26 protein-coding genes and 1 other RNA gene are annotated in these 24,853 nt (G+C 59.2%); 17 read left to right on the forward strand and 10 right to left on the reverse strand.

The features are described 5' to 3' along the window. Positions 1–60: 60 nt before the first annotated feature. Together dnaK and JNB91_RS11010 are read right to left on the reverse strand one after the other, a co-directional pair. The gene (gene dnaK, locus JNB91_RS11005) at positions 61–1,959 is read right to left on the reverse strand and encodes a molecular chaperone DnaK (RefSeq protein ID WP_220325550.1); all 1,899 of its coding nucleotides are present in this window, start codon (positions 1,957–1,959) and stop codon (positions 61–63) included. Positions 1,960–2,178: 219 nt separating this feature from the next. Further along, positions 2,179–4,749: a transglycosylase domain-containing protein gene (locus tag JNB91_RS11010; protein ID WP_220325551.1), complete on the reverse strand. Its 2,571-nt coding sequence runs from the start codon at positions 4,747–4,749 to the stop codon at positions 2,179–2,181. A 292-nt stretch (positions 4,750–5,041) separates the two neighbouring features. Here JNB91_RS11010 and JNB91_RS11015 point away from each other — a divergent pair, with 292 nt between their 5' ends. From JNB91_RS11015 to JNB91_RS11035, 5 genes are all read left to right on the forward strand, one after another. Next, the gene (locus tag JNB91_RS11015) at positions 5,042–5,224 is read left to right on the forward strand and encodes a hypothetical protein (RefSeq protein WP_220325552.1); all 183 of its coding nucleotides are present in this window, start codon (positions 5,042–5,044) and stop codon (positions 5,222–5,224) included. A 131-nt stretch (positions 5,225–5,355) separates the two neighbouring features. Continuing rightward, positions 5,356–5,565 (forward strand): hypothetical protein, encoded by a 210-nt coding sequence (locus JNB91_RS11020; RefSeq protein ID WP_220325553.1) that lies wholly within the window; start codon positions 5,356–5,358, stop codon positions 5,563–5,565. 110 nt (positions 5,566–5,675) lie between these two features. Further along, positions 5,676–5,873: a hypothetical protein gene (locus JNB91_RS11025; RefSeq protein WP_220325554.1), complete on the forward strand. Its 198-nt coding sequence runs from the start codon at positions 5,676–5,678 to the stop codon at positions 5,871–5,873. Between the two features lie 288 nt (positions 5,874–6,161). After that, the gene (locus JNB91_RS11030) at positions 6,162–6,374 is read left to right on the forward strand and encodes a hypothetical protein (RefSeq protein ID WP_220325555.1); all 213 of its coding nucleotides are present in this window, start codon (positions 6,162–6,164) and stop codon (positions 6,372–6,374) included. A 106-nt stretch (positions 6,375–6,480) separates the two neighbouring features. Further along, entirely contained in the window at positions 6,481–6,849 is a 369-nt protein-coding gene (locus tag JNB91_RS11035) for a hypothetical protein (protein ID WP_220325556.1), read from the forward strand. Positions 6,850–6,855: 6 nt separating this feature from the next. Here JNB91_RS11035 and JNB91_RS11040 read toward each other — a convergent pair whose 3' ends face one another. Next, positions 6,856–7,350 (reverse strand): YbaK/EbsC family protein, encoded by a 495-nt coding sequence (locus JNB91_RS11040; protein ID WP_220325557.1) that lies wholly within the window; start codon positions 7,348–7,350, stop codon positions 6,856–6,858. A gap of 563 nt (positions 7,351–7,913) precedes the next feature. On the opposite strand from JNB91_RS11040, the gene JNB91_RS11045 reads away from it, so the two are divergent. Together JNB91_RS11045 and JNB91_RS11050 are read left to right on the forward strand one after the other, a co-directional pair. Then, complete coding sequence (locus JNB91_RS11045; protein WP_112459391.1) at positions 7,914–8,123, forward strand: cold-shock protein; 210 nt, start codon at positions 7,914–7,916, stop codon at positions 8,121–8,123. Between the two features lie 465 nt (positions 8,124–8,588). Continuing rightward, positions 8,589–9,770: a low temperature requirement protein A gene (locus JNB91_RS11050; RefSeq protein WP_220325558.1), complete on the forward strand. Its 1,182-nt coding sequence runs from the start codon at positions 8,589–8,591 to the stop codon at positions 9,768–9,770. On the opposite strand, the gene JNB91_RS11055 is transcribed toward JNB91_RS11050, so the two are convergent. Continuing rightward, positions 9,771–9,977, reverse strand: coding sequence for a SlyX family protein (locus JNB91_RS11055; RefSeq protein WP_183823872.1), 207 nt, complete (start codon positions 9,975–9,977; stop codon positions 9,771–9,773). It abuts the gene before it with no gap. 91 nt (positions 9,978–10,068) lie between these two features. Next, on the reverse strand, positions 10,069–11,568 hold the full coding sequence (locus tag JNB91_RS11060; RefSeq protein ID WP_220325559.1) for a globin-coupled sensor protein: 1,500 nt from the start codon (positions 11,566–11,568) through the stop codon (positions 10,069–10,071). A 274-nt stretch (positions 11,569–11,842) separates the two neighbouring features. On the opposite strand from JNB91_RS11060, the gene recF reads away from it, so the two are divergent. The 3 genes from recF to JNB91_RS11075 are packed head-to-tail and all read left to right on the forward strand — an operon-like array spanning position 11,843 to position 14,299. After that, complete coding sequence (gene recF / locus JNB91_RS11065) at positions 11,843–12,964, forward strand: DNA replication/repair protein RecF (protein ID WP_220325560.1); 1,122 nt, start codon at positions 11,843–11,845, stop codon at positions 12,962–12,964. Between the two features lie 58 nt (positions 12,965–13,022). Then, a complete protein-coding gene (locus JNB91_RS11070) occupies positions 13,023–13,817 on the forward strand; it encodes a molybdopterin-synthase adenylyltransferase MoeB (RefSeq protein ID WP_222857506.1) in 795 nt (264 codons plus the stop codon). Then, complete coding sequence (locus JNB91_RS11075) at positions 13,814–14,299, forward strand: GNAT family N-acetyltransferase (RefSeq protein WP_222857507.1); 486 nt, start codon at positions 13,814–13,816, stop codon at positions 14,297–14,299. The genes JNB91_RS11070 and JNB91_RS11075 overlap by 4 nt, the downstream gene beginning before the upstream one ends. A 2-nt stretch (positions 14,300–14,301) precedes the next feature. Here JNB91_RS11075 and JNB91_RS11080 read toward each other — a convergent pair whose 3' ends face one another. Continuing rightward, positions 14,302–15,306, reverse strand: coding sequence for a 2-hydroxyacid dehydrogenase (locus tag JNB91_RS11080; protein WP_220325561.1), 1,005 nt, complete (start codon positions 15,304–15,306; stop codon positions 14,302–14,304). A 155-nt stretch (positions 15,307–15,461) separates the two neighbouring features. On the opposite strand from JNB91_RS11080, the gene JNB91_RS11085 reads away from it, so the two are divergent. After that, the gene (locus tag JNB91_RS11085) at positions 15,462–16,001 is read left to right on the forward strand and encodes an SH3 domain-containing protein (protein WP_220325562.1); all 540 of its coding nucleotides are present in this window, start codon (positions 15,462–15,464) and stop codon (positions 15,999–16,001) included. Here JNB91_RS11085 and JNB91_RS11090 read toward each other — a convergent pair. After that, positions 15,994–16,986: an adenosine kinase gene (locus tag JNB91_RS11090; RefSeq protein ID WP_220325563.1), complete on the reverse strand. Its 993-nt coding sequence runs from the start codon at positions 16,984–16,986 to the stop codon at positions 15,994–15,996. The two genes, JNB91_RS11085 and JNB91_RS11090, sit on opposite strands and share 8 nt — an antisense overlap. 411 nt (positions 16,987–17,397) lie before the next feature. On the opposite strand from JNB91_RS11090, the gene JNB91_RS11095 reads away from it, so the two are divergent. Then, on the forward strand, positions 17,398–18,342 hold the full coding sequence (locus tag JNB91_RS11095) for an AEC family transporter (protein ID WP_220325564.1): 945 nt from the start codon (positions 17,398–17,400) through the stop codon (positions 18,340–18,342). Positions 18,343–18,409: 67 nt separating this feature from the next. Here JNB91_RS11095 and JNB91_RS11100 read toward each other — a convergent pair whose 3' ends face one another. Beyond that, complete coding sequence (locus tag JNB91_RS11100; RefSeq protein WP_220325565.1) at positions 18,410–18,988, reverse strand: c-type cytochrome; 579 nt, start codon at positions 18,986–18,988, stop codon at positions 18,410–18,412. A 169-nt stretch (positions 18,989–19,157) separates the two neighbouring features. On the opposite strand from JNB91_RS11100, the gene JNB91_RS11105 reads away from it, so the two are divergent. Both JNB91_RS11105 and JNB91_RS11110 read left to right on the forward strand, forming a co-directional pair. After that, the gene (locus tag JNB91_RS11105; protein WP_220325566.1) at positions 19,158–19,916 is read left to right on the forward strand and encodes a 3-deoxy-manno-octulosonate cytidylyltransferase; all 759 of its coding nucleotides are present in this window, start codon (positions 19,158–19,160) and stop codon (positions 19,914–19,916) included. A gap of 11 nt (positions 19,917–19,927) precedes the next feature. Beyond that, positions 19,928–20,791, forward strand: a complete 864-nt coding sequence (locus JNB91_RS11110) for a prephenate dehydratase (protein ID WP_220325567.1) — start codon at positions 19,928–19,930, stop codon at positions 20,789–20,791. A 139-nt stretch (positions 20,792–20,930) separates the two neighbouring features. Here JNB91_RS11110 and nudC read toward each other — a convergent pair whose 3' ends face one another. Both nudC and JNB91_RS11120 read right to left on the reverse strand, forming a co-directional pair. Then, positions 20,931–21,908 carry an NAD(+) diphosphatase gene (nudC, locus tag JNB91_RS11115; protein ID WP_220325568.1) on the reverse strand — a complete coding sequence of 326 codons (978 nt, stop codon included), beginning with the start codon at positions 21,906–21,908 and terminating at the stop codon, positions 20,931–20,933. Beyond that, complete coding sequence (locus tag JNB91_RS11120) at positions 21,905–22,315, reverse strand: HIT family protein (protein WP_223218140.1); 411 nt, start codon at positions 22,313–22,315, stop codon at positions 21,905–21,907. Before JNB91_RS11120 ends, nudC begins: the two co-directional genes overlap by 4 nt. A 99-nt stretch (positions 22,316–22,414) precedes the next feature. Here JNB91_RS11120 and ffs point away from each other — a divergent pair. The 3 genes from ffs (at position 22,415) to JNB91_RS11135 (ending at position 24,832) form a co-directional block, all read left to right on the forward strand. Continuing rightward, an RNA gene (gene ffs / locus JNB91_RS11125) (signal recognition particle sRNA small type) lies at positions 22,415–22,511 on the forward strand. A gap of 90 nt (positions 22,512–22,601) precedes the next feature. Then, complete coding sequence (locus JNB91_RS11130; protein WP_220325675.1) at positions 22,602–24,488, forward strand: DNA polymerase III subunit gamma/tau; 1,887 nt, start codon at positions 22,602–22,604, stop codon at positions 24,486–24,488. Between the two features lie 20 nt (positions 24,489–24,508). Next, positions 24,509–24,832, forward strand: coding sequence for a YbaB/EbfC family nucleoid-associated protein (locus JNB91_RS11135; RefSeq protein WP_112506836.1), 324 nt, complete (start codon positions 24,509–24,511; stop codon positions 24,830–24,832). Positions 24,833–24,853: the final 21 nt, after the last annotated feature.

Raw genomic sequence — 24,853 nt, forward strand, 5'->3', positions numbered from 1 at the left:
GGCTGCACAAGGCAGCCGGAACTTTTAGTCGACTATATTGAGGCTTCCGTCAACGGAGCCTTAGGCCGACTTCTTGTCGTCCTTGATTTCCTCGTAGTCGGCATCGACGACACCGTCGTCCTTGCCGCCTTCAGCTCCACCTTCAGCCTGCTGGGCTTCGTAGATGGCCTGACCGAGCTTCATGGAAGCTTCCATGAGGGTCTGCGTCTTTGCCTGGATGTCATCGGCATCCGGCTCGGAAGCTTCAACCGAGGTCTTCAGCGCAGCGATCGCATCTTCGATCGCCTTGCGGTCAGCTTCGGTGACCTTGTCGCCATATTCAGCCAGCGACTTCTCGCTGGAATGGATAAGGCTTTCGGCCTGGTTCTTGGCTTCAACGCCTGCACGACGCTTCTTGTCGGCTTCGGCATTGGCTTCAGCATCCTTGACCATCTTCTCGATGTCGGCGTCGGAAAGACCACCGGAAGCCTGGATGCGGATCTGCTGTTCCTTGCCGGTGCCCTTGTCCTTGGCCGAAACCTGGACGATGCCGTTGGCGTCGATGTCGAAGGTGACTTCGATCTGCGGCATGCCACGCGGTGCCGGCGGCAGGCCGACGAGGTCGAACTGGCCGAGCAGCTTGTTGTCCGCTGCCATTTCGCGCTCGCCCTGCGAGACGCGGATCGTCACGGCCGACTGGTTGTCGTCAGCGGTCGAGAAGGTTTGGCTCTTCTTGGTCGGGATCGTCGTGTTGCGGTCGATCAGACGGGTGAAGACGCCACCGAGCGTTTCGATGCCGAGCGACAGCGGGGTCACGTCGAGAAGCAGAACGTCCTTGACGTCGCCCTGCAGAACGCCGCCCTGGATCGCTGCGCCGAGGGCTACGACTTCATCCGGGTTGACGCCCTTGTGCGGCTCCTTGCCGAACAGCTGCTTGACGATTTCCTGCACCTTCGGCATGCGGCTCATGCCGCCGACGAGAACGACTTCATCGATCTCGGCAGCCGTGACGCCGGCATCCTTGAGGGCTGCCTTGCACGGAGCAACAGTGCGCTGGACCAGATCGTCGACCAGGCTTTCGAACTTGGCGCGGGTCAGCTTCATCGTCAGGTGCTTCGGACCGGAGGCGTCAGCGGTGATGAAGGGCAGGTTGATTTCAGTCTGCTGCGAGGACGACAGTTCGATCTTGGCCTTTTCGGCAGCTTCCTTGAGGCGCTGCAGAGCAAGCTTGTCGTTCTTCAGGTCGATGCCCTGGTCCTTCTTGAACTCGTTTGCGAGATATTCGACGAGACGCATGTCGAAGTCTTCACCACCGAGGAAGGTGTCGCCGTTGGTCGACTTCACTTCGAAGACGCCGTCGCCGATTTCCAGAACCGAGATATCGAAGGTGCCGCCGCCCAAGTCGTAAACGGCGATCGTCTTGCCGTCCTTCTTGTCCATGCCGTAGGCAAGGGCAGCAGCGGTCGGCTCGTTGATGATGCGCAGAACTTCGAGACCTGCAATGCGGCCGGCATCCTTGGTTGCCTGGCGCTGCGCGTCGTTGAAGTATGCCGGAACGGTGATGACGGCCTTCTCGACCTTCTCGCCGAGGTAGGATTCAGCGGTTTCCTTCATCTTCTGAAGGATCATCGCCGAGATCTGGGCCGGGGAATAGTTCTTGTCGTGCGCCTTGACCCATGCGTCGCCGTTATCGCCCTTGACGATTTCGAACGGAACAAGTGCCTTGTCCTTTTCGACGGTCGGGTCGTCGTTGCGGCGGCCGATCAGGCGCTTGACGGCGAACAGGGTGTTGGTCGGGTTGGTCACCGCCTGGCGCTTGGCCGGCTGGCCGACGAGACGCTCGCCGTCTTCGGTGAATGCGACCATAGAGGGCGTGGTGCGCGCGCCTTCGGCGTTCTCGATAACCTTGGCGTCCTTACCATCCATGATGGCGACGCAGGAGTTTGTGGTACCGAGGTCGATGCCAATTACTTTAGCCATATCTTCTCTCTCCTTTAAGCGAACTGTCGGGACCCCGAAAGGCATTCCGCTGACAGTTCCTCGACTGGGATGGTCTTCTTAATTCCTTGGCAGCCAGTGCTGCCGTCATGCGGCGTATATAAGGACGGGTTTTTCCGACTGCAAGGCAGGAAATCGCCAGCCTTCAGGCAAAAAATGCGTTTCATCGTCTGATGCTTCAAAGCATGCGACCACAGGCGATTACTGGCCCATGATCACATCGAGCAGGGTCGTCCTTCTGGCCTGCTGCGGCTGGTAGACATGGCCGCCATCGGAACCGACCTCACCGGGAGGCATCGGCCCACCGCCGACGCTGCCCGGCGGCACGGGACCCTGCGAATCATAGGGACCGCGATATTCACGATAATCGCGATATCCGCCCGCCTGCCCGGCGTCCGCATTGCCGCGATACTGGCGTTGCTGCCGGTTATCGTAGACCATGCCACCATTGCCATTGTTGCAGACTGCGTTGTCGCCATAGGCGCAGGGGATCGCGCCTGGCGGCTGCGGGACTGGCTGCCGATCGCGGTTCCGGCCTGGCTGCACGGCAGCCTCACCCTGCTGCGGCAGCGGCTGCAGCGGACGGGAGCGGACGATATCGGAACCTGCCGGTGCCTGCGGCGCCGGCGGAAAACTGTCCTCACCCGAATAGGCGGGCTGATCTTCGCTTGCGCCCGGCAATATCCCGGAAATGATGTCGCCGATCGAGGTCGAAGGCGATTGCGGCTGGTCCGCGGCGGGCGGCAGTTGAACACCATTGCTGAAACCGAAGAGCGGCGTCGGCGTATATCCCTTCATCGCCACGGTCATGTATTCCTTCCAGGCCTTGGCCGGCAGCGTGCCGCCGGTGACCTTCTTCATGTAGCTACCGTCGTCATTGCCGAACCAGACGCCCGTCGTCAGGATGCTGGTGAAGCCGACAAAAAGGGCATCACGGGAATTCTGCGTCGTGCCGGACTTGCCGGCCGCCTGCCAGCCATCGAGACGCGCCGCCTTGCCGGTACCTTCCCGAATGACGCCGGACATCATGCCATTCATCGTGGCGGCGATCGGCTCGCTCAGGACACGCGGCGGATTGCTGTAATCCGCCTCATAGAGAACCTTTCCATCCGGATCGACGATCCGTTTGACGATATGCGGGGTGGCCTTGTAGCCGCCGTTCATGAAGGCCGCGTAGGACGAGGTCAGTTCGACAAGCGAGACTTCGGATGTGCCGAGCGCAATCGAGGCATTCGGCTGAATGTCTGAATCGACGCCAAGCCGGTGGGCCATCGAAACCACCTTGTCCGGCCCAACGGCCATGACGAGTTGGGCCGCAACCGTATTCAGCGAGCGCGACAGGGCGTAGGAGAGCGGAACCGGCCCCTTGTATTCCTTCTCGTAGTTTTCCGGCGTCCAGTTGCCGATCCTCACCGGCGCGTCATTGACGATCGTGTCAGGGCCGTAACCCGCCTCGAGCGCCGAGGCATAAACGAAGGGCTTGAAGGCCGAACCGGGCTGGCGCTTGGCTTTGAAGGCCCGGTTGAACTGGCTCTGGGCATAATCGCGCCCGCCGACGACGGCACGGATCGCACCAGTCGCATCGACAGAAACGAGTGCCGCCTGCGATGCGTTCAGCTTGCCGCCTTCCTTTTTCAGGATGTCATTCAGCGATTTATCGGCGGCTTCCTCGAGCTTCAAGTCGATGGTCGTTTCGACTGTGACATCGACTTTAGGCTCACCGATCAGGCTTTTGACTTCCTCGACCACCATATCGGCGGCGTAATGCTGCGGGCCGGACCAATAGCTCTTGGCCTGGGCCGGCGGCTGCGCCATTGCCTTGTTGTAGTCGGTATCGGTAATATAGCCTTCCTCGCGCATCGTGCCGAGCACGACCTGGGCACGCTCTTCCGCCGCTTTCGGATCACGGGCGGGAGAGAGGCGCGACGGCGCCTTCAGCAAGCCGGCAAGCGTTGCCGCTTCGCCAAGGTTCACCTCGCGCGCGGACTTGTTGAAATAGCGCCGGGACGCCGCCTCGACGCCATAGGCATTCGAGCCGAAAAAGACCCGGTTCAAGTACATGGCAAGGATCTGATCCTTGGTGAACTTGTGTTCCAGCCAGAAGGACAGAAGCACTTCCTGAATCTTGCGTTCGAAAGTGCGATCCGGCGAGAGGAACAGATTCTTCGCCAACTGCTGGGTGATCGTCGAGCCACCCTGGATCGGCTGGCCGGTCAGGTTGTTGACGAAAGCACGCGCCAGACCGAAGGGGTCGACACCGAAATGCGAATAGAAACGCCGGTCTTCAATGGAGATGACCGCCTGCGGCAGGTAGGGCGACATTTCTTCGAGCGCCAGAGCCTCACCACCGGTCGCGCCGCGATTGGCGATGACGGAACCGTCGATCGACGTGATCTTCATGTTCGGTGGGCGATCGGGGATGGACCAGCTGCTGGCGGCAGGCATCTGCGCGCCGTAATAGAGCACAAGTCCGCCAATGCCGATCGCAGCCCAAATACCGAGAACGATGCACCAGTAGATCAGTCGGCGCAGCGGAGCGAACAAACCACCACCGGAATGGTCGCGTTCCTTGCGGGATCCGGACCTTGCCGACCCTCTCTTCTCACGACGGCCAGAATCGGCTTTCGCGTCAGCTTTCGACGCACGTTTAGAACCCTTGCGATGACCGACAATCCGATCGTCGGCCTCAAGGCGAAACTCATCTTCATCTTCGTCGCGCGATGCTTCGAAGGAAGGTTCAACGCGTTTATCTGATCTGCCTCTGGCTGCCATGCGAGCCGGCGTTCCCCTGTCCTGTGTCGACCCGAACTGTGGGCCCTTTTGCCGATAGGTTTCCGCTGGACTCTAAATGCGGCGATTTAAGGAGGGGTAAAAGGCAAACAGAGAGTGAAGGAGACACCTAAATCTTCGAGTAATTGTGCCGCGATATGGCTCTTTGCCCTGAAAACCATGGCTTTCCAGCGAAGCCTATATTTGGTAACATCAGGTAACGCTAAAGTTACGCGTCCGGCAGAGAAGAGGGAGCAGTCCCCTGTTGCCGGGTTCAATGCTCGGGGAGGGAGCCATGAACAAGATCTTCGAGGCTGTCATCCGCAAGGGCGACCAGCGCGTGCCAGTGGGGCTCGTCAATCTCAAGCAGGCACTGGAAATGTCGGAAAAGCTCGTCTTCGAATTCAGCCACCCTGAACACGAAGCCGGCAGGACAGATGTCTTCGTCGGCCGTGAGGTGCTGCAAAAGCTGATGTGAGCATACCGTCATCCACGCACACCATTCGTGCGTATGGGGCCAAAACACAGACATCACGCATATTCGTGATTTGGGCAGACGCGCTTTGCTTGTTATTCTCCCGGACGCAACAAGCGATAAGGAGAATGGGCATGAAAACATTTCTCGTCGCAGCTGCCGTCATCGGCCTTACGTCTTCCGCAGCTCTTGCGGATTGCGCCGGTCACAAGGTGACGGCATCGCATGAGGTGGACAAGGAGTTCACCACAGCCAGCATTGCTTCCACTCCCGCACAACAGGAATTGAAGCAGACGGGGCAACAAACCGCCCCTGTCACGGAAAACCAGAAAGCCACCCCTTAAAACGACGCTCCGCGCCGGGGCACGCTTCTGGCGCGGAGTGCAGCGGTCATGGTGGGAACCATGCAAGGCGATCTCCGTTGGGTCTTCAGGAACCCGAAAAGGAGGTTGCGATGCCAAACAGAGATCCTATCCCTACCCCGACATCGGACACGCCGCGCGGACCAGTGCCAACGGATGGCCTGCCGGACAGGACACAGGAAAAACCGCCTCTGACGCCAGTACAGGACAAGGGCGACAACAAAAATCCGCAGGACCCCGTTCTCGACCCTGCCCTCCTGCCAACGGGTGATCCGGCTGGCATGGCCTGAACCGGTTCACGGGATGATGAAGCGAGGCAGATCCGCGTCGAGACTTCCTCGTAACGACACTTTCTATCGCGATAGAAACAGCCGCAGGTTTTTTAACCCTCAAATTGCACCCGCGCTAACTTGTTGTTGCCATTTCATTAACCGGATTACAAATTGCGGCACGGGTAAGGATTTTTGTAAGGCACGGGTTCCAGCGCATGGCGCAGGTTTCGTGCTCTCTTAGTCTGCCCAAGGCGAAGTCGAAACTGGACTGTCTGCCACCGGGCCCAACCGTGACGTGAGGGTTTCATGCCGACGCAGTTGATCCGAAATCCGGTCAATCCGGAACAGCTTGCCCTGCTTCAGCAAGTTTTCAACGATACATGTGCCGAGCATGGCATCGACAAGGCGAGCGCTGATGGCGAAGCTCTCGCCCTCATTCTGGTGAACTCGCTGCAAAAAGGTTCGAACGAAAAGGAACGGCTGGAATCACTGGCTGGCGCCTTGATCCAGGAGCGTTGATTTCGGTCATGTGACATCGAATGACGTTCATCTTTTCCATCCGAGGGAACTTAACCTCCACCTCGAAAGTTGACCGGGCTCCAAGATCAACATGATGGAGGCCGGCATGGCAGAATCAGTCAAGAGCTTTACCCGAGGAAACGCTGTCGCTTCCTTCGACCACCAGCCCAGCGACAGCGCGATCGCCGACGAAATCCAGGGCCTGCGCTCCGAGATCGCACGCCTCAGCGCCTTGATGTCGGAAAAGACCGGGGAAGTTTATGAGCGTGTCGCCGATCGCGCCAGCAGTGCGGCCAACTACGTTTCATCAGAAGCACATTCCGTCGCCGGCACCATCAAGGAGCATCCGGCGGCGACGACCACGCTGTTTACCCTGATCGGCGCCGTGGGCTTCGCAATCGGTTATGCCGTTGCAACCGCTTCGGCAGACAGCAAACAGGCATGGTACCAGCGTTATATCGGCGACCGATTCTGATCGCGCCTACAGTGACGATTGAGATTCATCCGCCGCGACCACATCCTGGGCGACGTCTATCCAAACGGCGCCCGTGAGGTCCGCCAAGCGTGACGGACTGATTCGCACAGCAGAATTGGTGGCTCCGGCGGCCGGAACAACCTGATCAAAGCGTTGAAGCGAAATATCGCAGTAAACCGGTAAAGGCGATGCCAGACCGAAAGGGCAGACGCCGCCAACCGGGTGGCCGGTGATTTCGACGACATCATCGCCTCCAAGCATGCGTGGCTTGGCGCTGAATCGGGAACGGAATTTCTTGTTATCCAGACGGGCAGTGCCTGCCATGACGACAATCATGGTTTCCTCACCGGCGCGCAGACATATGCTTTTTGCAATCTGATCAGGCTCGACACCATGGGCAGCAGCTGCGAGCGGGACTGTCGCGGAACTGGCTTCGGTGACAATCATCTTAATATCGGGGGCATGTTTGGCAAAGAAAGCCTGGACGGAAGAAAGTGTCATGCTGGAACCATTACGCATGTATCGTTTTTAGGCAAGCCCAGGGATAGCCATGCGCATAACGCATTACTGCGGTGCGAAATCGTGGCTGTTTTTTAGGCTCACCTACTGTATATTCAAATCATCGACGGACGCACTCCTCCTCCCAGCGTCCTCGATGGGACCAGCAACACCTCCTCCTCCCGGTTGTTGGTCAGTTTCGGAAGCCCGGCGCACCTCCTCCCGCGCCGGGCTTTCTTGCATTTTATCCCTTGCCTTACGACAAAACAGAGCCGGGAACGGCGCTCAAGACACTTGATTGCCTCCTTCTATGCAATTGATATTGTTTACATTATCGGAAATACCCCTTAGGATTGCATAGCTCACCCTCCACTCACCCGTAGCGCCGCAGCAATCTTGACGAACATTGGGGCAGGCCCTAAGTGCGTAGGATCGAAATTTGTCTGATGGCCAGCACCGGGCTACTGCCACGCTTGCGACGTTCTACTCTGCAAAGTTCGAAGTTTAATCTGTTCCTTCCGGGTTTCCGGGAGGGGCTGTCGGTCATTGCAAAGAAAGGCATCGATATGGCGACGGGTACAGTTAAGTGGTTCAACGCAACCAAGGGCTACGGCTTCATCTCTCCTGACGACGGTGGTGCGGACGTTTTCGTTCACATCTCCGCTGTTGAGCGCGCAGGCCTCGGCCAGCTTCAGGACGGCCAGAAGCTTTCCTTCGAGCTGGTAACGGACCGCCGTTCCGGCAAGGTTGCAGCTGACCAGCTGCAGGCTGCCTAATCAGCTTCGGCTCGCGGCGGCGCAGGTCGCCGCGAGCTTTCAGATGACCGTCACTTATCGGTCCACCGGCTACGGTCTTGAACTGACCTGAGCGCGATCCCATTTAAAGCTCAACAGCATTTCCGGCGAATAGCGGCGCATACGGGAAACCGTGCCGTTTCGTTGCGGGTAGACGAGTCATTTAACGGTCCGTTAACCTGTTTCAGAGATGATGAGCGCCACGGAGCTGCGCGGATGACTTCAAGTCCTGAATGCAGCCGAGACGGAATGCTTGACCCATTTGTAGTGACCACGGATGTACTGGCACAGTGAATGGGATTGGAAAGGTCGGGCTTGCCCGGCCTTTTTGTTTTTCCGCAAGCTTCTACCTGCGCAGCAAATATTCCCGGCCAGCCTCTCCACTTGTCAGTTGCCGCCCTAAATCCGTCCTCCGGCTTGCACATGCGCGAAGGGCAGAGAAACGGGATGGCTGAAGGTAAACATCACTGGCTGCGCAAGGAGGACACCGAATCGACCAAGGCGAGCTTTCCCGAGCTCTTCTTCGATCTCGTCTTCGTCTTCGCACTGATCCAGCTATCGCAAACGCTGGCTTCGGACTTTTCCGTCGGGATCGCGTTCGACGCGCTGATCTTCATCTTCGCGCTCTGGTGGGTCTGGATCCACACGACATGGGTGACCAATCTGCTCGACGCGGAAGTGGTGGCGGTGAGGCTGCTTCTATTCTGGCTCATGTTCCTCGGCATCGTGCTGGCGATTGCGCTTCCCAAGGCTTTTGACGAAGCGGGGCTTGTATTCGCCTTGGCCTATGCGGTGATGCAGCTCAGCCGTTCGCTGTTTGCGCTCTATGCCTTTAAGGGGGTCGACGGCGCCTCATTCATGACCTTCCTGCGCATCACGCTGTGGCTGCTCGTCTCCAGCGCCTTCTGGATCGCCGGCGGGCTGGTCAGCCCTGAAAGCCGCGCCTTGTTCTGGATCGTGGCTCTTGCGATCGAATATGCCGCACCGCTCGCCCGTTACTGGATGCCGGGAATAGGTGCTTCGCCGGCCGAAACACTCGATGTCAACGGCGAGCATCTGGCGGAACGATGCGCCCTCTTCGTCATTATCGCGCTAGGTGAAACCATTATCACAACGGGCAAGACCGCCTCGGACCACGCCGACGAAGGCGGCATCATATTCTTCGTTCTCGTCGCAGCCTTCCTGACGACCGTGTTGATGTGGTGGATCTATTTCCATGACGGGCAGGAACGTGCTGCCGATACGGTGGAAGAGACAAGTGAACCGCAGAACACTGCCGATCATCTCTTCACCTACGGGCACCTGCCGATCGTCGCCGGCATCATCCTGACCGCCATCGGCGAGGATTTCACGCTGACACACCCTCATGACGAGGGCGGTTACATCAATGCTCTGGCGATACTCGGCGGGCCCATCCTGTTTCTGGCGGGAACCCTATGGATGAAGACGGTAGCGACCCGGATGATACCTTGGTCGCATTGCGCCGGCATAGCCGCCGCTCTTGCAGGCTTCGCGCTCGCACCCCATGCAGAGAATTTTCTGCTTCAGTTTCTGGCACTCGCTATCCTGCTTGGCGTCGCGCTTTGGGAATATGTCGCGCTCAAGCGCTTTCGCCGCGCCTCCGCCTGATCAATAATGCGGCGGCCTCGTGACGGGTGCGGCTTCACGTGTCGATTCCTCAAGCGTCAGGAACCGTTCGGTCAATCGGTCGAGCTTGGCGCGGGTCTGTTCGACCACCTTCCATTGCTCGGCGAGTTGATCCGACAATTCGTCGATCACCTTGGCCTGATGGGCAGCGAGCTCTTCCAGCTGCACCAGTCTCGTCTCGTCACTCACAGCATCATCCTCTCGACCGTCTTCAATACCGTCCAGCGATTTAGAGGATGCCCGTGATCCGGTCCAGCCTTCGATCCGGCCTAGCTTCCTATCAGGCGCTGAGCTTGAAGCGTTCCTGATAAACACTTGAGGAACTGCTGGTCCTGAAACGCGCGACCAGCGCAGCCAGACTGCCGCTGATGCCGACAAGGCTCTGGGCGGCGGCATTCGTCTCTTCCATCAATGCCGCATTCTGCTGGGTGATCTGGTCCATGCTGCGGACAGATGCGTTGATCTGGTCGATGCCCGACGCCTGCTCCTGCGCCGAATTGGCGATGGAGGTGATGTGTTCATCGATTGCCTTCACCCGTGTGCCGATGCCGGTCAGCGCCTCACCGGCACGATTGACGAGACCGACGCCACGCTCAACGTCACCAGCGGAGCGATCGATCAGCTCCTTGATCTCCTTGGCGGCGGCGGCAGATCTCTGCGCGAGTTCGCGCACTTCCTGGGCAACGACCGCAAAGCCCTTGCCCTGCTCACCGGCACGCGCCGCTTCAACACCGGCATTCAGGGCCAGGAGGTTCGTCTGGAAGGCGATCTCGTCGATTGCGCCGATAATCTGGGTCATTTTTTGGGATGATTCGGCAATATCGTCCATGGCAGAGATCGCCTGATGGACGACTTCTCCATTTTTCTGCGTCTCAACTGCTGATTCGCGGATTATGCTCTGCACCTCCTGTGTGCGGCGCGCAGCCTGGCCGGAAAGCGCCGTGATCTCTTCAAGCGCTGCCGCCGTTTCTTCCAGCGATGCCGCCTGCTGCTCGGTGCGCTTTGCCATATTATCGGCGGCCGAGGAGATATCGCCGACTTCCGCGCGTACCTGACCGACAGACTGGTTTATTTCTCCCATCGCAGCCTGGAGTTCTGCAATGGAGGCGTTGTAGTTTGCCTTCAGGGCATGGAAATTCGGCGCCAGCTCCTGATGAAGCTCCGCCGTCAGATCTCCATCCGCAAGGCTTTTCAGCGCCTGGCCCAGGGCCTCCAGAGCACTATCCTGCTCCTGCTTGGCTGCCACACGTTCTGCTTCAACTTTCTTGCGGCCGTCTTCCAGCGCTTCCAGATAGACCGAAATGGCGTAGTCCATATCGACCATCGCCGCCTTGACCACGGAAGAAAGATGATCGGCCAGAATGCCGGCCTTTTTTTCGAGGAAAAAGCCTTTCATCTCCTTGGCGATCACGGCTCGTATGATGCCGTCGAGAATGAGGGCATAGCCGCCGATATACCAGCGCGGCTCAAGGCCCAGTCGAGCGTGGGTTTTGCCGATAGCGGAAACCGCATCGACATAGCCACCATCGTAACGGCCAGACGAGATCACGTCCCAATGGCTCGCCTGACGTTCCTTCGCATGGGCGATATGGGCGTCGCTGGAAAAGAATTTTGCGGTGTGAGGATGCGCCTTGGCTTTCTGATAGAAGGCATCCAGCGCCGGACCCACGGCGTCCTTCACGATCGGCTGGACATTGGTGAGATGGCGGCGTTCCACTTCACCGAGGCCGACGAAATTCAGGCGCTCGGCAAGTGCAGCCTTTTGTGCTTCATTATTCATTCTATCCCCCGGTCCAACGGTGCGCCATTTCACGATTTTGCACGCGGCATCACTTTTCAATGCAGCCTGCCCGCTAAAGTTTAATTCACTATTATCCAATCGCCCTAAGCTTTCATTAATCATAACTTGTTGCCGATATACTAACGGACGAGAAATTGAGACTTAGGTCGAACGGATCATCGCGCAGTGCCGTTCAACGGTTCGATCCATCCAATCGCTTGCGTTCTGCCGTGCAAATCCTTAGCTCCTGTGCAACGGCAAACCGCGATTCCCCATGGCGCAAAAGACTTCGATCTCCCGGCTCAAGCTCACCGACTTCCGCAATTACGCGGCAGCTTCGCTTGTGCTCGACAGCAGGCATGTGGTGCTGACGGGAGAAAATGGCGCGGGCAAAACCAACCTGATGGAAGCCATTTCCTTCCTGTCGCCAGGGCGCGGATTCAGGCGGGCAGTGCTGACCGACGTGCCGCGGGTCGGTGCAGACGGCGGTTTTGCCATATTCGTCGATCTCGATGGAATGCAGGGCGAGGTTGCAATCGGCACCGGGACAGAACCGGGTGACGGCGAAAGCGTCAGCCGCAAGCTCAGGATCAACAGCACGCCGGCCAAATCCACCGAAGAGCTTTCCGACCATCTGAACGTTTTGTGGCTGACCCCCTCTATGGACGGGTTGTTTACCGGCTCTTCTTCCGACCGGAGACGGTTTCTCGACCGGCTCGTACTATCGCTCGATCCGACCCACGCGCGAAGAGCGAGCGATTTCGAGCGCGCCATGCGCAGCCGCAACCGGCTGCTTTCGGAGGGTCGCTTCGATCCTTCATGGCTTAGCGCAATTGAGACACAGATGGCCGAACTGGGGATTGCCATGGCGGCGGCGCGGCAGGAAATGCTGGGCCTCCTGCAATCGCTTTCGGTCAATTCCGCCGAGACGCCGTTTCCGACACCGGCTCTGGCGCTCGAAGGTTTCATGGATGGCGGCATGGATCGCCCGGCGGCGGATCTGGAAGAGGATTATCTGGCAGCACTGCGCAACGGGCGCGGACGCGACGCGGCTGCAGGGCGCACGCTCGAAGGGCCGCATCGCGTCGATCTTCTCGTGCGTCATCAGGAGAAGAATATCGAGGCGTCGCGATGCTCGACCGGTGAGCAGAAGGCTTTGCTGATCGGGCTCATTCTTGCCCATGCCCGGTTAACGGCGGACATGACGGGGTTTGCGCCGATCCTGCTGCTCGACGAAATCGCCGCGCATCTCGATGAGGGGCGCCGGGCAACGTTGTTCGATCTGGTGGACGGGCTGGGTGGCCAAGCCTTCATGACCGGCACCGACCAATCGATGTTTTCCGCTCTCGGCGACCGGGCACAGTTCTTCACGGTCAGCCATGGAAGCGTGACGTAGGGAACCATCTCACGATAGACGCTTACAGGTAAGACGTGGTGGTGATATGAAACCGATCATGGAAAATCAGGCTTCGCAATCGCCGGTGACGGCACTGACCCCGGACGAGATCGAGCGTTATAAACGCCATATCCTTCTGCCGGAAATTGGCGGCACAGGACAGCAGCGGCTGAAAGCCGCCCGTGTTCTGGTCATCGGCGCCGGCGGTCTTGGCGCCCCCGTGCTGGAATATCTCGCGGCTGCCGGGATCGGTACGATAGGTATCGTCGACGACGACCGCGTCTCGCTCTCCAACCTGCAGCGCCAGGTGATCCACGATTCCGGTACGATCGGCGAGATGAAGACGAGGAGCGCGCGTGAAAAGATCGCCCGCCTCAATCCGCATGTCCGGGTTGTCGATTTCGAAGAGCGGTTTTCGACCGAGTGGGCCATACGGCATTTGCCGCGCTTTGATCTCCTCGTCGATGGATCCGACAATTTCGATACGCGATATGCAGCCGCGGATGCGGCGGAGACGGCGAAAATTCCGCTTGTCACGGGTGCCGTGGGTCGCTTCGACGGGTCGGTCACCGCGCTCAAACCCTATGAGGCCGGTGCAGACGGCGTGCTCAATCCGACCTATCGTGATCTCTTCCCCGAAAAGCCGCCGGAAGGACTGATCCCGGCCTGTGCGGAAACCGGTGTGGTCGGCGCGCTGACCGGTGTGATCGGCACTCTGATGGCGATGGAGGTCATCAAGCTGGTCACCGGCATCGGTGAACCGTTGATCGGCCGTTTGATGCTCTATGACGCGCTTTCGGCCCGGTTCGACACGATCAGATACAAACGCAGAAAGAGATCGCCGGCAGAATGATCGACCTTATCAAGTTAGACAGTGGCTTCGGCCGGTGGGACGAATTGCTCGCGCTGATCGTCTCGTCCTTCTCCTACATGGACGAAATCATCGATCCGCCCTCCTCGGCGCATCGCCTTACGCTTGCTTCGCTCGCACACAAAGCCGAGAGCGAAATCGCCTTCGTGGCCATCGAGGACAATCGACTTGTCGGCTGCGTGTTTCTGAAACCCGAGGCCGATTGCCTCTATGTCGGGAAACTGGCGGTCGCACCCGGCCAGCAGGGCAAGGGGGTCGGTCGCCGATTGCTCACCATCGCGGAAGACACGGCGCGGGAGTTGAACTTGCCGACGCTCAGGCTGGACACGCGCATCGAGCTTGTCGGCAACCACACGACCTTCGGTCGCTGGGGATTTCAAAAGACCGCCGAAAAATCCCATCCGGGTTTCGACCGGGTTACCTTTATCGAGATGCGCAAGGAGCTTGAGCGGATACCGGCCTGAATTCAGTTACGCCCCGGAAGAACGCGATTCGGCGGGCGATGCCCGTCGAAAAAAGCCCTGATGTTGATGATCACCTTGTCGCCCATGTCGATGCGGCCCTCGATCGTGGCCGATCCCATATGCGGAAGCAAGACCACCTTGCCCTCATTGGCGAGCTTGACGAGCTTGGGGTTGATAGCAGGCTCGTTCTGGTAGACGTCGAGGCCTGCACCGGCGATCTTGTCCTCGCGCAACAGCTTGATCATCGCCATCTCGTCGATGATGTCGCCACGCGCCGTGTTGACGATGATCGCGGTCGGCTGCATCAGCGCCAGACGGCGGGCTGAAATCAAATGGAAGGTTCCGGGCGTCGACGGGCAGTTGATCGACACGATATCGACACGCGCCAGCATCTGATCGAGACTGTCCCAGTACGTCGCTTCCAGTTCGCTCTCGGTCGCCTGATTGACCGGTTTGCGGTTGTGATAATGGATCGCCAGACCGAAAGCCTTGGCGCGCCGCGCGACCGCGGTTCCGATCCGGCCCATTCCGACGATGCCGATCCGCTTGCCCCAGATCCTGCGCCCGAGCATCCAGGTCGGGCTCCATCCGGCCCAGTCGCCGGGATTGTCGGTGAGGATGCGCGAACCCTCGGCAAGGCGTCGGTTGACGGCGAGGATCAGCGCCATCGTCATGTCCGCCGTGTCTTCGGTCAGAACATTCGGCGTGTTTGTAACGGTTATGCCTTTTTCGGCGGCGGCATCGACATCGATGTGATCCGTGCCGTTGGAAAAACCGGCGATCAGCTTCATCTGCGGGCCTGCTTGCGCCAGCAGTTCCGCATCGATCTTGTCGGCGATTGTCGGGACCAGCACATCGGCGGTTGCCATTGCCGCTGCAAGCTCTTCGCGCGAGCGAGGCCGGTCATCGATGTTCAATTCTGCGTCGAAGAGTTCGCGCATGCGCGTCTCGACTGCGTCCGGCAGCTTGCGCGTGATATAAACCCTGGGTCTTTTCTTCGCAGTCATCGCTCCGCCACCGCAATTTTAGGAGGTCATTAACCAAGTCGCGCGATAGTCGATCCTATCCTTGGGCGTTCTAGCAGACCCACCGGCGAAGACAAACAAAACCTCGCAAACGGGCCTCGAAGCACATCCGTGGATCGTCAGCCAGGATCCCAACAATGCGCCGCCTCATCATCGTCATCGTAGCCATCTGCTTTCCCCTGATCGCAACGCTTTCCGCTATCGTACCTGTCTATGCGCAGGGTGCTGCAAAAGGTGCGAGCGGCCTGCCGCTTCCGCGCTTCGCCAGCCTCAAATCCAAGAAGGTCAATATCCGTATCGGCCCAAGCACCGATTATGCGGTTTCATGGATGTATATGAAGGCCGGAACGCCAATGGAAATCATTCAGGAATACGACAATTGGCGGCGTGTGCGCGATGCCGAGGGCACCGAAGGCTGGGTGAACCAGGCGCTGCTTTCCGGCGAACGCACTGCCGTTGCCGCTCCGTGGATGCGCGGCAAGGGCCAGGACATTTATGTCAACATGCGCCGGGATCCGCAAAGCTCGGCCGCAGTGATTGCCAAGCTCCAGCCGGGCGTCCAGCTCACCATCAAGGAATGCAACGGCGACTGGTGCCAGGCGGAAACCGGTGGCGCCGAGGGCTGGGTAGCCCAGGGCGAAGTCTGGGGCGTCTATCCCGGCGAGGCCTTTAAATAAGGCCTGCCTGGGCTGCTGCGTCTTTCAACGACACAAGCGGGCGCGGCCCGATCTGCTGGATAACTTCGGCCGCAGCCAGGCAACCGAGCTTGCCGCAATCTTCCAACGAACGACCCTGCGTATAGCCATAAAGGAAACCGGAGGCGAAAAGATCGCCGGCACCGGTCGTATCGACCAGTTCGTCGATTGCATAGGCATCGATCTTAACACGCTCTTTCCCGCGAACGATAACTGCACCTTCTTCGCTGAGCGTGACCGCAGCCAGCTTACAATCCATCGCGATTTTGCCGAGAGCCAGCTCGAAATCTTCCGTTTCATAGAGCGACAGAAGTTCCTGCTTGTTGGCGAAAACGATGTCGACGGTGCCAGACCGCATCAGATCGAGGAATTCGGCGCGGTAGCGACCGACGCAGAAAGGGTCGGAAAGCGTCATCGAGACTTCGCGGCCATTGGCATGGGCGATGCGTGATGCCTCGCGGATGGCATCCTTGGCGCGCGGCGGATCCCACAGATAGCCCTCGAAATAGGTAACCTTGGCTTCGGCGACGACGTCTTCCTCGACATGTTCGGGGCCGAGCTCGACACAGGCGCCGAGATAGGTGTTCATCGAACGCTCGCCATCGGGCGTGACGAAGATCATCGAGCGGGCAGTCGGCGGATGAAGGCCTTCCGGCTTCGTCTGATAATGAACGCCCTGTGCGCGGATATCATGCTGGAAGATCTGACCCAGCTGATCCTCGGCGACCTTGCCGAAGTAAGCTGCCTTGCCGCCGAAACCGGCAATGCCGGCAGCCGTATTGCCGGCCGAACCACCCGATGCTTCAACAGCAGGCCCCATCTTGGAATAGAGAAATTCGGCGCGCTCGGCATCGATCAGATTCATGGCGCCCTTGATGATCGCATTCTCTTCAAGAAACGAATCCTCGCAGCGGGCGAGAATATCGACGATGGCATTGCCGATGGTCAGCACGTCGAACTTTGGCATTCAGTCTTCATCCTTTTGCGTTCAAGCTTGCGCCATGGGTAGTGGCCTTTTTCCGCCAAGGGAAGAAGAAATGTTTTAGCCTTAATGCCTGCCGTGCTTTGGGTTTGCGCTCAATTGCCATCTGTCATCTGGCCGTCACGGTTCGCGTCTATGTTCGGGGTGTCCGGTAAGGTTGGCTGCCACGGATGTACTGGCGGCTGACTGCCGGATTTTCTGTTTTGATATCAGGCTGGATCACGGCACCTCTGCATATCTGCATTTGTTGCAAGCAGCCTTATGCGCCAGAGCACCGTGCGGACGCACGGCGCTCTATCTCATTGAATCTACGCATCAGGCTTTCCGAAAATCGATTCCGATTTTCGGGCCGATGCTGTAGACGCATGGGGTCGGAATATTCCAAGGTCCCTCCACGTGTCGCTTGTCCTCGCCAATGTTCTCCCCGTTTTCATTCTCATTCTGCTCGGCTGGCTGATCGCCAAATCCGGCCTGCTCAAGGCCGAAACGGGTGACGCGCTCGGCGAATTCGTCTTCAAGATCGCCGTACCCATGCTGATCTTTCGCACCTTGGCGACTGCGCATTTCGAAGGCGTCTCGCCTTTCCGATTGTGGGCGGCCTATTTTATCGGCGTTGCGATCACATGGACGATCGGCTCCCTTCTCGCCAGACATGCCTTCGGGCGGGATGCCAAGGTGGCGGTGATTGCCGGCATGTCCGCAAGCTTCGCCAACAATGTCTTTATCGGCCTTCCGCTGGTCGATCACATTGTCGGACATGATGGCCTGGTCGCCATTTCCATCCTTCTTGCCATCCATCTGCCGATCATGATGATCGTCGGCACGATTTTGATGGAGAATGCCTCGGCCAAAGTGGACGGTACGGCGGCCCGCGGCATTTTCGCCGTGCTGAAACAGGTCGGATCGAACCTTGCGCGCAATCCGCTCGTCATTGCATTGGCACTCGGGCTTGCCTTCAATCTTTCCGGCCTGTCGATGAACGCACCCGTCGCGCTGGTCGTTGACCAGATTGCCGGTTCAGCCAGCCCGGCCGCACTGATTTCGATCGGGATGGCGCTGACGCGTTATCCGATCAAGGGCGATCTGGGGCTTTCCTCCACCGCAGCCATGCTCAAGCTATTCCTGATGCCGGCGTCCGTATTTGCGGCCTGCCAGCTGCTGAACCTGAGGCCGGACTGGACCGCTGCGTTGGTCCTGACCTCGTCGGTTCCGACAGGCATCAATGCCTGGCTGATTGCCCAGCGTTTTCGCTCCAGCCAGAGCCTTGCCGCTTCCGTCATCAGCATCACAACCGCCTTCGGCGTCATCTCCGTCAGCATGTGGGCCTGGCTGCTTTCCTGACAGGCGGCAGAATGCAAAACGCCCGGCTGGGCCGGGCGTCATCACAATAAACTTCAGCAGTTTGAAATCAGTTTGTAGCCGGTTCCGGCGCGTTCGGGTCCGGCAGCGGCGCCGGGCTGTCGGACTGTTCGCGGATATAAGCGAGCAGATTGGCGCGTTCCTTGTCGTTCTTGATACCGGCAAAGCCCATGGCCGTGCCCTTCACATAGGCCTTCGGGCCGGCAAGGAAGTGGTTCAGGTGTTCGAAGGTCCAGGTTTCCTGGCCGCCCTTCGAGAAATCCTTCATTGCAGCGGAATAAGAGAAGCCCTCATGGGTGGCGATCGGGCGGTTTACGAGACCCCAGAGATCGGGACCAACCTTGTTGGGCCCTCCCTTCTCGATGGAGTGACATGCCTGACACTTCTTGAAAGCGGTAGCACCGGCGCTCGCATCTGCGCTCGCCAGAAGCTGGCCGACCGGCACGGCGACCGGAGCTGCTTCCGCTGCTGCCTCGCCGCCAGCTGCCTCTTCTGCTGCGGCGATTACAAAACCTTCCTTTTCAGGAGCTGGAGAGTGAAAAATACCCTCCGAAGCGATAGAAACCGACATCATGACAAAAACAGTGGCAAGCAACGCACCAACCGACATATTCACGTAGGGGTTCATCCAGAGCTCCTTCCCATCTCGTTGGCTACCCTCTGGACCAACTTGCGGTACAAACGGCCATCTTGCAATCGCGCGGAAGCTATGTCTTTTGCCAAATCGTTGCAATTGGAAACAAAACGCGCCGCATGAGACTTTTTGACACTCTTGACGCGAGAATTGAAGGCCTTCGATGACACAACCGGCAGCAGAAAAAACACTGGTCATGATCCCTGCCCGCATGGCTTCGACGCGACTGCCCAACAAGCCGCTCGCGGACATTGCCGGTCTGCCGATGATCGTTCAGGTAGCGAAGCGTGCGCAAGAAGCAAAGGCCGGACGCGTTGTCGTGGCCGTCGACGAGCAGGCCGTGTTCGATGTCGTGAAGGCAGCCGGTTTCGATGTCGTCATGACACGCCAAGATCACCAGTCCGGCTCCGATCGCATCTACGAGGCGTTGCAGAAGGCTGACCCGGAGGGCAAGGCCGAGTATATCATTAACGTCCAGGGCGACCTGCCGACGATCGAGGCGGAAGTGGTGCGTGCATCGCTGCGTCCGCTGCTCGACAACGCCTCGACCGATATCGCGACGCTCACCGTCGAAATCACCGACGAGCACGAGAAGACCAATCCCAATGTGGTGAAAATCGTCGGCTCTCCGATTTCAGAAACGCGGCTGAAGGCGCTCTACTTCACCCGCGCAACCGCGCCTTACGGCGATGGCCCGCTCTATCATCACATCGGCCTTTATACCTACCGGCGTGCGGCGCTGGAAAAATTCGTGTCGCTCGGCCCGTCGCCGCTGGAGATGCGCGAGCGGCTGGAACAGCTGCGTGCACTCGAAGCCGGAATGCGGATCGATGCCGAGATCGTCCATTCGATCCCGCTCGGTGTCGATACGCCTGAAGACCTTGAAAAAGCCCGCGCGATCCTGACGTCACGCCAATCCTGAAGAGGCACGAGATGACCACGCTGACTAATCGCATCGCCTTCCAGGGTGACTACGGCGCCAATTCCGACATGGCGTGCCGCGACATGTTTCCGGATATGGAGCCGTTGCCCTGCGCAACTTTCGAGGATGCGTTTCAGGCGCTGGAAAGCGGCGAAGCCGATCTGGCGATGATCCCGATCGAAAACACGATCGCCGGGCGCGTGGCCGATATCCATACGCTTTTGCCAGAATCGCGACTGCATATCATCGGCGAATATTTCATGCCGATCCGCTTCCAGCTGATGGTTCTGCCGGGCGTCAAGCATGACGATATCCGTACCGTGCACAGCCATATCCATGCACTTGGCCAATGCCGCAAGATCATCCGCTCGAACGGCTGGAAAGCCGTGGTTGCCGGCGACACGGCAGGGGCTGCCAAGATGGTGGCGGAAAAAGGCGATCACTCGATGGCAGCCCTTGCGCCACGGCTTGCCGCAGACCTCTACAAGCTCGAGATCCTTGCTGAGAACGTCGAAGATACGGAAAACAACGTGACCCGTTTCGTCGTCCTGTCACGCGACGAGAAATGGGTGCAGCGGAATAACCCGGAAGACGTGATCGTCACGACCTTCGTCTTCAATGTGCGAAACATCCCGGCCGCCCTCTACAAGGCGATGGGCGGTTTTGCGACCAATGGGATCAACATGACCAAGCTCGAAAGCTATCAGCTGGGCGGCAAGTTCGTGGCGACCCAGTTCTACGCCGATATCGAAGGCCACCCGGACGATGCACCGGTGCGTCGGGCGCTGGAGGAACTGCGGTTCTTCTCGGAAAAGGTCCGTATTCTCGGAAGCTACAAGGGTCACCCGATGCGCGGAGCGCTGCAGAAAGCATAATGTGCTGTAACGCGCCAAACCACATAGAGGCGCTGACAGAGTAGCCTCAAGCTTAACAGAGGCGGCGCGCGAAACGCCGCTTTTCCTGTTTAAGGCGGCTTCGATATTGGCCTGCCTGCACAGACCATCGAACAATCACTCAAGCCACTCCCGAAACCTCATCCGGCCAATCGATCCAGTCCTTCATCAGCCGATAGGCGATCGCGCCGCTGGCGGGGCCGAAGGGTTTTACATCCGGGCCGGCGTCCAGCATGCTTTTCACCTCGTCACGGGTAAACCACCGGACATCCGACATTTCCTGCGGATCGATGGTGATCTCGGTCGAGAGCGCTTCCGAATAACAGCCGATCATCAGCGAATGCGGCATCGGCCAAGGCTGGGAAGCGTGATAACGCACCCGACCGACCTCAATGCCCGATTCCTCGACCGTCTCGCGGCGCACCGCATGTTCGATCGTCTCGCCTGGTTCGACGAAACCGGCGAGGCAGGAATACATGCCCTCCTGAAAATGATGGCTGCGCCCGAGTAGGCAGCGATCGTTTTCGACATCGACCGTCAGCATGATGACAACCGGATCGGTGCGCGGGAACATCATGTGCTGGCACTCAGTACAAACCCGCTTGTAGCCGCCGATCTTCATGTCCGTCGGCGAGCCGCATTTGCCGCAATAGCGATTGGCCGCGTTCCAGGACAGAAGCGAGATCGCCTGGGCGACTTCACCCTGCAGTTCCGCATCGATCAGCGCTTCGCGGTAAAGCGCGCGGGCATCTGTCGGCTTGTACTGGCCGGCAAGCTCTTCGGCCGCGACATCGACCGGGATCGCGACGCGCGGCTCGCCATTTTCGCGGTAACCGAGCAGGATGGCATTGTCGAAATCCGGCTTCAGTTCCGCCAGTTCGTAAGCCGCAAAAAGCGGATCCAGAACCTGTTCGTCATGCTTGAGAACGAGCTTTGCACCGGCAAAGGCGAGAATATGGGTACCTTCGATCGCGAGCGCCTCGCTGACGCAATCATCCGCACGATATTCGGCCCGCCGGTCCAGCCTGTTGCCGGAAAAGGCCGTCAGGTTGCCGGGCTCGGGATGGGGGGCATCCGATTCGAAAAGTCTTTTTGTCATGATACGAGATTTTCCGTCAGGCTTTTGATCAACGACTGCTTGGCTGTATCTTGATAAGCTTCCGTCTGCCCGTAACCCCAGATCGGACCGGGCCAGTTCGGATCACCATCGAACCGGGCGACGATATGCACATGCAGCTGGCGAACGATATTGCCGATCGCGGCGACATTGATCTTTTCGGCCCCTGTCGCCTTTTTCAGCGCGGCGGCGACCATGTTGGTTTCGAAGGTCAGAAGCGCCTGATCGAGCGGGGTGAGCTCAAAGAGTTCGCTCATGCCGTCGCGCTGCGGCACCAGCATGAACCAGGGCCAGCGGCTATCCTTCATGATCCGGAGCTGACAGAGACCAAGGTTCTCCACCAGCTCGGTGTCCCTGGCAAGCCGTGGATCCAATTCAAAGGTGCTCAAGCGATCCTCCCCGGCATTTCGTCGTTGTGATTTTCGATACTGACAGTTTTTTACAGGGTTGGCTTGCATTTGGAAGCATTATTGCCGATATGTGCGGCGGGAGGTTGGTGGTGGACGAGCCACTCGCCAACCGGGTCAGGTCCGGAAGGAAGCAGCCCTAACGAGCCAGGCACGGGTCGCCGTGCCAGCCTCCCACCTTCTCATCTTGGTCAACATCCGGCCCGGTCAAGATCGCCTGACAGCCGGAATGGCCCGTAAAGGCCCGAAGGCCTATAGTCAGGACCTTATGAGCGACAGCGGGCCGACATCGATCAATCCCACCTCTCCTGCCCCCTCGGGCAGCAACGGTTACCGGGTGCTCGCCCGCAAATACCGGCCGAAGGATTTCTCCGACCTGATGGTCGGCCAGGAACCGATGGTGCGGACGCTGACCAATGCGTTCGAGACCGGCCGTATCGCGCAGGCTTACATGCTGACCGGTGTCCGCGGGGTGGGCAAAACGACCACTGCCCGCATTCTCGCCCGCGGACTCAACTACAAGACGGCCGAAATCGACCGCCCGACGATCGACCTCAGAGAACCCGGCGAGCATTGCCAGGCGATCATGGAAGGCCGGCATGTCGACGTGATCGAGATGGATGCCGCGTCTCATACCGGTATCGACGATATCAGAGAGATCATCGAGCAGGTGCGCTACCGCCCAGTTTCGGCGCGCTACAAGGTCTATATCATCGACGAAGTGCACATGCTCTCGACACAGGCCTTCAACGGACTGTTGAAGACCCTCGAAGAGCCGCCGGAACATGTGAAGTTCATTTTCGCGACGACAGAGATTCGGAAAGTTCCGATCACCGTCCTTTCTCGCTGCCAGCGCTTCGACCTGCGCCGGATCAGTGCGGCCGATCTGGTCGGGCTGTTTACCACCATTCTGGAGAAGGAAGGCGTTCCCGCCGAGCAGGAAGCGCTGGCAATGATCGCCCGTGCCGCCGAGGGGTCCGCCCGCGATGGCCTGTCGCTGCTCGACCAGTCGATCGCTCATGGCGGCGGCAGCGTGCATGCGGATACAGTGCGCAGCATGCTGGGTCTTGCCGACCGCGCCCGCATCGTCGACTTGTTCGAGCATATCGTGAAGGGTGACATCACGGCAGCACTCTCCGAATTCAACGCCCAATATGAAGCCGGCGCCAACCCTGTCGTGGTGTTGACGGATCTGGCCGATTTCACCCATCTCGTCACCCGGTTCAAATATATTCCGGAAGCTGCCGACGATCCTTCGCTGAGCGAAGTCGAGCGGGTACGCGGCAAGGAGTTTTCCGAAAATGTGGCGGTCAGCGCGCTGTCGCGTATCTGGCAGATGCTGCTCAAGGGCATTCCGGAAGCGGAAGCGTCTTCACGCTCGGCAGGTGCGGCCGAAATGGTGCTGATCCGGCTGACGCATGCGGCATCGCTGCCCTCCCCCGAAGATGCGGCGCGGCGGCTTGCGGATTTTGCCAATGGCGATGGCCAGCCGATGCAGAACGGCGGCGGCGGAAATGGCGGCGGGCGCGGCACGCAGATGGCGCAGCAGGCGACCGTCAACGCCCGTGGCTTCGATGGCGGCCAGCGCGCGCCTTCCGGCGGACCGACGGCCATGCTGCACGCCGTCCCGAACACGACGCCGCGGGAAATGCCTGTCGGCCGGATCGAGGAACGCCCGTCCGAGAAGCCGGAGCCTAAGGTTGCTGTCCGCTCGCTGCATGATGTCGTCGATCTGTGCACCGAGAACCGCGATCCGAGGCTGAAGGCGCTGGTGCGCAATTTCGTCCGTCTGGTGAAGATCGAACCCGGCCGTCTCGATATCCGCATGACGGATGGCGGGCCCGGCACGCTGCCCGGGGAACTCGGCGTCAAGCTTAAGGATTGGACCGGCATCCACTGGATCGTTACGCTGAGCAAGGACGAAGGCGAACCGACGCTGGTGGAGGCAGATGCCAGCGCCCGCGAAGCGCGGATGACCGACGCGCGCGCCGATCCGGATGTCGCGGCGATCCTGTCGCAATTTCCGGGCGCCAAGATTACCGACGTCAGAATTCGTGTGCTTGAGGAAGACAACGAGGTCGAGGATGCGCCGGCTCCGGCCATCGCGGAATCCGCCGAGGGCGACATCCTGCCCGGCGACGACATCGAGCTATAAGAGAAGAAGAGGAATTACCGATGCGCGACATCATGGGCATGATGGGCAAGGTCAAGGAAATGCAGGCCAAGATGGAGAAGATGCAGGCGGATATCGCCGCTCTCGAAGTCGAGGGGACTGCCGGCGGCGGTCTCGTGACCGTGAAGATGAACGGCAAGGGCGAAATGCTCGGCCTGAAAATCGATCCGTCGCTGTTCAAGGAAGACGATATCGAGATCCTCGAAGACCTGATCGTTGCCGCCCACAAATCGGCCAAGGATCGCGCCGAGCAGATCACCGCGGAAAAGACCAAGGAACTGACCGCCGGCCTGCCGATCCCGCCGGGCATGAAGCTGCCGTTCTGATCTGACATCGAAAGGGCGGTT

Source organism: Aliirhizobium wenxiniae, from assembly GCF_019511445.1.
Taxonomy (GTDB): domain Bacteria; phylum Pseudomonadota; class Alphaproteobacteria; order Rhizobiales; family Rhizobiaceae; genus Neorhizobium; species Neorhizobium wenxiniae_A.

What these genes read in the sequence shown, in the direction of transcription:
- JNB91_RS11010 (WP_220325551.1), bottom strand. Translation starts at nt 4,749, where the DNA reads ATGGCAGCCAGAGGCAGATCAGATAAACGCGTTGAACCTTCCTTCGAA.
- JNB91_RS11030 (WP_220325555.1), top strand. Translation starts at nt 6,162, where the DNA reads ATGCCGACGCAGTTGATCCGAAATCCGGTCAATCCGGAACAGCTTGCC.
- dnaK (WP_220325550.1), bottom strand. Translation starts at nt 1,959, where the DNA reads ATGGCTAAAGTAATTGGCATCGACCTCGGTACCACAAACTCCTGCGTC.
- JNB91_RS11075 (WP_222857507.1), top strand. Translation starts at nt 13,814, where the DNA reads ATGATCGACCTTATCAAGTTAGACAGTGGCTTCGGCCGGTGGGACGAA.
- JNB91_RS11080 (WP_220325561.1), bottom strand. Translation starts at nt 15,306, where the DNA reads ATGACTGCGAAGAAAAGACCCAGGGTTTATATCACGCGCAAGCTGCCG.
- JNB91_RS11130 (WP_220325675.1), top strand. Translation starts at nt 22,602, where the DNA reads ATGAGCGACAGCGGGCCGACATCGATCAATCCCACCTCTCCTGCCCCC.
- JNB91_RS11025 (WP_220325554.1), top strand. Translation starts at nt 5,676, where the DNA reads ATGCCAAACAGAGATCCTATCCCTACCCCGACATCGGACACGCCGCGC.
- nudC (WP_220325568.1), bottom strand. Translation starts at nt 21,908, where the DNA reads ATGACAAAAAGACTTTTCGAATCGGATGCCCCCCATCCCGAGCCCGGC.
- JNB91_RS11060 (WP_220325559.1), bottom strand. Translation starts at nt 11,568, where the DNA reads ATGAATAATGAAGCACAAAAGGCTGCACTTGCCGAGCGCCTGAATTTC.
- JNB91_RS11045 (WP_112459391.1), top strand. Translation starts at nt 7,914, where the DNA reads ATGGCGACGGGTACAGTTAAGTGGTTCAACGCAACCAAGGGCTACGGC.
- recF (WP_220325560.1), top strand. Translation starts at nt 11,843, where the DNA reads ATGGCGCAAAAGACTTCGATCTCCCGGCTCAAGCTCACCGACTTCCGC.
- JNB91_RS11100 (WP_220325565.1), bottom strand. Translation starts at nt 18,988, where the DNA reads ATGAACCCCTACGTGAATATGTCGGTTGGTGCGTTGCTTGCCACTGTT.
- JNB91_RS11135 (WP_112506836.1), top strand. Translation starts at nt 24,509, where the DNA reads ATGCGCGACATCATGGGCATGATGGGCAAGGTCAAGGAAATGCAGGCC.
- JNB91_RS11015 (WP_220325552.1), top strand. Translation starts at nt 5,042, where the DNA reads ATGAACAAGATCTTCGAGGCTGTCATCCGCAAGGGCGACCAGCGCGTG.
- JNB91_RS11040 (WP_220325557.1), bottom strand. Translation starts at nt 7,350, where the DNA reads ATGACACTTTCTTCCGTCCAGGCTTTCTTTGCCAAACATGCCCCCGAT.
- JNB91_RS11085 (WP_220325562.1), top strand. Translation starts at nt 15,462, where the DNA reads ATGCGCCGCCTCATCATCGTCATCGTAGCCATCTGCTTTCCCCTGATC.
- JNB91_RS11035 (WP_220325556.1), top strand. Translation starts at nt 6,481, where the DNA reads ATGGCAGAATCAGTCAAGAGCTTTACCCGAGGAAACGCTGTCGCTTCC.
- JNB91_RS11070 (WP_222857506.1), top strand. Translation starts at nt 13,023, where the DNA reads ATGGAAAATCAGGCTTCGCAATCGCCGGTGACGGCACTGACCCCGGAC.
- JNB91_RS11050 (WP_220325558.1), top strand. Translation starts at nt 8,589, where the DNA reads ATGGCTGAAGGTAAACATCACTGGCTGCGCAAGGAGGACACCGAATCG.
- JNB91_RS11110 (WP_220325567.1), top strand. Translation starts at nt 19,928, where the DNA reads ATGACCACGCTGACTAATCGCATCGCCTTCCAGGGTGACTACGGCGCC.
- JNB91_RS11020 (WP_220325553.1), top strand. Translation starts at nt 5,356, where the DNA reads ATGAAAACATTTCTCGTCGCAGCTGCCGTCATCGGCCTTACGTCTTCC.
- JNB91_RS11090 (WP_220325563.1), bottom strand. Translation starts at nt 16,986, where the DNA reads ATGCCAAAGTTCGACGTGCTGACCATCGGCAATGCCATCGTCGATATT.
- JNB91_RS11105 (WP_220325566.1), top strand. Translation starts at nt 19,158, where the DNA reads ATGACACAACCGGCAGCAGAAAAAACACTGGTCATGATCCCTGCCCGC.